5 protein-coding genes and 4 pseudogenes are annotated in these 5,597 nt (G+C 66.3%); 4 read left to right on the top strand and 5 right to left on the bottom strand.

Annotated features, from left to right (window positions below):
• From Q427_RS33235 to Q427_RS03605, 4 genes and pseudogenes are all read right to left on the bottom strand, one after another.
• Positions 1 to 89: pseudogene (locus Q427_RS33235) on the bottom strand (Cys-tRNA(Pro) deacylase); the annotation flags it as partial.
• 139 nt (positions 90 to 228) lie between these two features.
• Positions 229 to 641 (bottom strand): annotated as a pseudogene (locus Q427_RS03615) (acyl-CoA thioesterase).
• A 94-nt stretch (positions 642 to 735) separates the two neighbouring features.
• Complete coding sequence (locus Q427_RS03610; RefSeq protein WP_043511081.1) at positions 736 to 1,551, bottom strand: hypothetical protein; 816 nt, start codon at positions 1,549 to 1,551, stop codon at positions 736 to 738.
• A gap of 18 nt (positions 1,552 to 1,569) precedes the next feature.
• Entirely contained in the window at positions 1,570 to 2,004 is a 435-nt protein-coding gene (locus Q427_RS03605; protein WP_043511086.1) for a hypothetical protein, read from the bottom strand.
• 37 nt (positions 2,005 to 2,041) lie between these two features.
• Here Q427_RS03605 and Q427_RS03600 point away from each other — a divergent pair.
• Positions 2,042 to 3,219 (top strand): annotated as a pseudogene (locus tag Q427_RS03600) (MalY/PatB family protein).
• A gap of 79 nt (positions 3,220 to 3,298) precedes the next feature.
• Here Q427_RS03600 and Q427_RS03595 read toward each other — a convergent pair.
• Complete coding sequence (locus Q427_RS03595) at positions 3,299 to 4,225, bottom strand: tetratricopeptide repeat protein (protein ID WP_043511085.1); 927 nt, start codon at positions 4,223 to 4,225, stop codon at positions 3,299 to 3,301.
• Positions 4,226 to 4,424: 199 nt separating this feature from the next.
• Between Q427_RS03595 and Q427_RS03590 the strand changes: the two genes are divergently transcribed.
• The 3 genes and pseudogenes from Q427_RS03590 to Q427_RS03585 form a co-directional block, all read left to right on the top strand.
• Complete coding sequence (locus Q427_RS03590; RefSeq protein WP_197030495.1) at positions 4,425 to 4,898, top strand: vWA domain-containing protein; 474 nt, start codon at positions 4,425 to 4,427, stop codon at positions 4,896 to 4,898.
• Positions 4,889 to 5,092 (top strand): hypothetical protein, encoded by a 204-nt coding sequence (locus Q427_RS31955; RefSeq protein WP_197030494.1) that lies wholly within the window; start codon positions 4,889 to 4,891, stop codon positions 5,090 to 5,092. The genes Q427_RS03590 and Q427_RS31955 overlap by 10 nt, the downstream gene beginning before the upstream one ends.
• A gap of 34 nt (positions 5,093 to 5,126) precedes the next feature.
• Positions 5,127 to 5,597: pseudogene (locus Q427_RS03585) on the top strand (kinase); the annotation flags it as partial.

Genomic DNA, 5,597 nt, shown 5'->3' with positions numbered 1-5,597 from the left:
CTGGCTGCCTTGGCCAGCGCCTTGAGATCCAGCTGGGCGGTGACCGGCACGATGGCGATCGCCAGCCGACCGTCGTCGAGCCGAGTCACCAGGGTCTTGAACACGCTCCGTGGCTCCAGCGACAGCGCGCAGGCCGCTTCCTCGCCGTAGGCGCCGCGCGGGGGTCATGCTCGTAGCTGAGCAGCTCGAAGGCAGCGCCGTCCCGCTCCAGCATCTTGATGGCGGGTGTCATGCCTTCGTCGGCTCCTCGGCGGTGCGCAGGTGCTCCTCCAGGGCCTTGCGCAACTCCCCTTCGATGGGCACGGCCCGCTTCTCGCCATGGTCGAAGTGGACCAGCACGGTGTGGCCCAGGTTGGTGAGCACCCCCTTCTGCCAGGCCTCCTGGGTCACGGTGAAGGAGCTGTTCCCCAGCCGCGAGAGATAGGTGCGCAGCTCGATGTCGCTGCCATAGTGCAGTTCGGCCCGGTAGTCGATCTCCATGCGGGCCATGATCAGCCGCCACTTGCCCGGGTCCAGGTCCGGCGTGAACAGTCGAAAGAGGTCGTTGCGAGCCATCTCGAACCAGGCCGGTAGCCGGGTGTTGTTGATATGGCCCAGGCGTCGGTGTCGTAAAAGGCGGGCTCGATGGTGCGCACGAACATGGCAATGATCCTTGTGGGTCCTGACAGTGATGTCCTGTCGGTGCGGGGCGGTAAAGGGTTCAAAATGCCAGCATTGCCCCGAGCAAGCGCTAGGTCAAGTGCCTCTGGCAGGCCGGGCCGCATGCCAGGCCTGCAGTCGCGTCCATGCCAGCAGCCAGAGCGTGGCCACCCCGAACCCGGCCAGGGTGCCCAGGAACAACCCCAGGGTGGCATAGGTCAGGGAGACGCACAGGGCGTAGCAGAGCAGTGCGCCCAGTCCGGCAGGATAGTGCTTGATCACCGTGGCGGCCGGCGCTGCGCCATGGGTGAGATGCAATATCACCAGCAGCGGGAACATGGAGATCGGGAAGGCTGCCAGCATGCCTGCCCAGGAGGCAGGCAGCACATGGGCGAGCCCGGTCACCAGGAATACGATGGCGGTAGCCAGCGTTGCCCGCATCCCCAGGGCCGGCCAGCGAGAGCCGCCAGGCCTGACCGTGACCCGGGTTTCCGCGACGTGGCGATAGAGCCAGGTAAAGGCGAAGATGGCCAGCAGGGTGGTCAGGGTGCCGGTCAAGCGGGTGAAGTCGATCCGGGTGAGCAGCAGGCTGACAAGGAACCAGGCCGCCAGGCCACCTGCGGTGCCGGTGAGCACCCCTCTGAGGCCGTCGCGGCGGCCGCAGATCAGGTAGCCGCCACCCAGCGCCATGGTGGCGGTAAAACCGGCCAGGCTGTATACCGCACTCTCGGCGGCAAAGTCCGGCGATATCTCCAGCCCGATGAAGAACAGGGCGATGGCGGTGCCCAGCGGGTAGCCGGCGAGCAGGCCGGCCATGCGGGTGCTGACGCGCTCGGCGACCATTGCCAGGCCCAGCACGATACCTATCGACACCACCAGCTTGGCCAGCTGCCAGCTCAGGGGAACATCCATGAGGTGAGTCCTTGTGGTCTAGACGAGCCGCAGGCCCTGGCGATCGGCCCAGGCGGCGCCTACTGCGTGGCTGAGCTTGTCCCGGAGATGGTCAGGCAGAGCGGCCCGGGCGGCCTCCACATCGTTGAAGTGGCGGTTGAGCAGCCAGCAGTAGGCCCAGGCGCAGGCCTCGTCGTCACTGTGCGGCTCTGGTCGTGCCGGCATCTGAATCAGCAGGAACGCAGCGGTTCGCGCCGCCCAGAGCGGGATGTCGGCGCCGGCCTCGGGACGGCTCCAGGCCGCCAGCGTGGCTCCGTCGGGTGTTTCATCGGGCTGGCCCAGCTTGGCCACCCGGGCGGTCTCGGCCAGAATCAGCGCCAGCCTGTCGGGATCGCCACTACCCAGCTTGCGCCACTGTTCGATCAGGGCGGGCATGCCTCGACGTACCTTGGCATAGAAGCCGCTTTGCGGCATGGTTTCACTCATCGTTGCTGCTTCCCGAGGAAAGAACATGGAGTTCGATTTTGCCACGCCCGTCGAGCGTCGCCACCCCGAACAGGGAACGTGGCCTTCGCAGAAATGGCACCGCTACGACGCCAGTGTGCTGCCACTGTGGGTGGCCGACATGGACTTTCGCTCACCGCCAGCGGTCATCGAGGCGTTGCGGGCAAGGGTCGACCACGGGGTCTACGGCTATGGCATGGTACCCGACTCGCTACGCCGGACTCTATGCGAGTGGAGTGCCAGCGAGTACGGCTGGGAGATCGAGCCCACATGGCAGCTGTGGTTACCCGGCGTGGTGCCGGCGCTGCATCTGGCCAGCCTGGCCCTGACCGAGCCGGGTGATGGCGTGTTGACCATCACGCCGATTTACCCGCCCTTCCTCAAGGTGGCCGAGCGCACGGGGCGGCTGCCCCAGCGGGCGGCGATGGTTCCGCCCCAGGCGTCGGGCGAGCAGTGGCGCCTCGACATCGAGGCGCTGGAAGCGGCCATCACCCCACGGACCCGTCTGCTGCTGTGGTGCCACCCCCACAACCCCACTGGCCGGGTCTGGCGCCATGAGGAGCTGGCCGCCCTGGCGGAGCTGGTGGAGCGCCACGACCTGCTGCTGGTCTCCGATGAGCTGCACTGTGACCTGCTGCTGGACGAGGGCGTCACCCATCGTCCGCTGGCAGCGGCCTTTCCCGAGCTGGCTGCCCGCACGATCACCCTCTGGGCGCCTCCAAGACCTTCAATCTGGCCGGATTGACCACGGCCTGTGCGGTGATCGAGAACGAGGCGCTGCGTCATCGCTTTGCCGAAGCCCTTCGTGGCCTGATGCCTGACGGCAACGTGCTCGGCCTGGTGGCCGCCGAGGCGGCCTATGCCCATGGCAACCCGTGGCGCTGGGTGCTGCTCGAGGTGCTGCGTGGTCATCGCCGTACCCTTGCCGAGCGGGTGGCCGACTGGCCCGGTGTTGCCATGGGCATGCCTCAGTCCACCTACCTGGCATGGCTGGACCTGCGTGGCGCCGAAGGGCTGGTAGGGCGAGCGGGTTCACCCCAGCAGGTACTGCTGGAGGAGGCCGGGGTGGCCCTCTCCGATGGCAGTGATTTCGGCTGGCCTGGGTTCGTTCGCCTCAACTTTGGCACCACCGCCACTCAGCTCGAGGAGGCACTGGCCCGACTCGATGGCGTGTTGAAGCGGTGAACCGAAAAGGAGGCGTCCCCTGGTGGGGCCGCCTCCTGGGTCGATCCATCCTGCGCCATGGTGCTCGGTAACGAGGGGCTCAGTAGAGCAGGGCGAAGAGTCGACGACGATAGGTCACGGTCAGTGGATGATCGGCGCCCAGGGCATCGAATACTCGCAACAGGGTCTTTCGGGCGGCGTCGTCACCATAGGCGCGGTCCGCCTGCATCAGGGTCAGCAGGGCTTCCAGCCCGGCCTCGTAGTGGCCGTCGGCCACCTGGCGCAGCGCGCGCTTGAACCGGGCTTCGCTGTCGTCGCGCCCGGCCAGGGCTTCCAGCTCCTCGCTGGTGGGCGCTTCCTCCCTGAATTCCACGCTGGCACGTACTCCCCGGGCCGGCGGGGCGTCCCGCTCCTCGGGGGGCAAGTTGTCCAGCAATGCCAGGGCCTCCTCGCTGCGCTCCTCAGCCACCAGAGTCCGAGCCAGTTCCACCTGATAGCTATAGTGCTCAGGGTGCTGCTGAACCAGCTCCTCATAGAGGGTGCGCGCCGTTTCGGTGTCGCCCTGGGCGAGGGCCTCGGCAGCCTGTTCCTCGGGGCTGGCCGGGGCGTCTTCCGGGGCGGGAAAATAGCGCCCGATCCACTCACGGATTTCCTTCTCGGGGAGCGCGCCCTGGAAGTGATCGACCAGGCCGCCCTGGCTGATCAGCTTGACGTCGGGAACCGAGCGCACGCCCAACTGGGCAGCAATATCCTGGTTGTCTTCGATATTGAGCTTGGCCAGGATGAAGGCACCGTTGTACTCCCGGGTGAGCTTTTCCAGGATGGGCATCAGGGCCTTGCAGGGCTCGCACCAAGGGGCCCAGCAGTCGAGCAGCACCGGCACCTGGGTGGAGAACTCCAGCAACTGCTGGATGTTGTTGCGATCGACATCGATGATCAGCTGCTCATCGCTCGGGGGCGCTCCGGGCGACGGGGCGGACTCCGGGGGTGTCAGGGGAGCACCGCTGCGGGGATCGACGATGGACATGGGCATGGACCTTTCATGAAGGTGAATTTGTCCGATAGATGCGGGTGACGGGTCCAAGATTCAAGGGCAGGGGTGCGAATCGTTTCAGCCTGGCGTTGGCGATCAGGCCAAGCCGGCGGGGCATCCCGGCAAGGGCTGTGGTAGTCTCGGATTCGTCTGGCCGGAACGGTGCCAGGCGTCACGATACGAGGAGCCGCCGATGGCGACATACCAACTCAACAGCAGTAGCGACCTGATCGATAACCCCTCTCCTCGCTGCGCCTGCATGCTGGTGCTGGACACCTCCGCCTCGATGTTCGGGCAGCCGATACGCGAACTGAATTCTGGCGTTCAGGCCTTCATCTCCGCGATCAAGGAGGATGACATGGCCGCCTGCTCGGTCGAGCTTGGCGTCATCACGGCGGGGGGCAAGGTCACCGAGCAGCTGCCGTTCACCACCGCCATGAACATCTCCCAGTGTCGTCACTTCGCCGCATCCGGGCTCACCCCGCTGGGGGCCGCCATGGAGCTGGCGCTGGACCGGCTGGAGGAACGCACGGCAGCCTACCGCAAGGCCGGTGTCGCCTATTACCAGCCTGGCTGGTGGTCATCAGCGACGGCGTCCCCACCGATCAGTGGCAGGCGGTATCGGCCAGGGCCCGCTCCCTGGCGCAGCAGCGCAAGATGGTGGTGATGCCGGTGGGGGTGGAGGAGGCCGATCTCGAGGCGCTCAGCGCCTTTTCGACGCGTCCAGCGAAGCGCCTCGACGGCTTGAAGTTTCGCGAGTTCTTCCTCTGGCTCTCGGCCAGCATGAGCCGCGTCTCCGCCTCGGCTTCGACCACCGAACAGGTCCGGCTGCCGCCGACTGACAGCTGGGACAGTATCTGAGCATGCCCCGACGCGTCGATGGGAAGGAGGTCTAGTGGCATTGCGGGCAAAGGTCGTGACGGATTCGCTGGGCAAGACGCGCCGGCTCGGCAAGCGCCTGGAGCGCGGTGGGGAGGGTGAGATATTCGCCCTCCAGGAGCGCCCCGACGTGATCGTCAAGTGGTACTACCCCGAGGTCCTCGAGAAGCGCGGCGACGAGCTGCACCGCAAGGTGGAGGCGATGCGTGAACTGCGCGATGCCCACATGACCCGCGATGTCTGCTGGCCCTTGATCCGCGTCTTCGACGACAAGCACCGCTGGATCGGTTTCGCCATGTATCGGGCTCGCGGCGTCAAGATGGGTTTTCTGGCCCATGCCCTGCTTTATCAGCGCTACTTCCCGGGACTGGACCGCCGCCAGATCGTCGACTACCTGATCCGCTTCGTCGAGATCGTCCAGCAGCTGCATCGTGCCGGTGTCTGCATCGGTGACTACAACCTCAACAATGTCTTCTGCGTGCCCTCG

This window comes from Halomonas sp. BC04, from assembly GCF_000568385.1.
The sequence above is the reverse complement of the archived record's forward strand: the minus strand, read 5'-3'. Positions and strand labels throughout refer to the sequence as shown.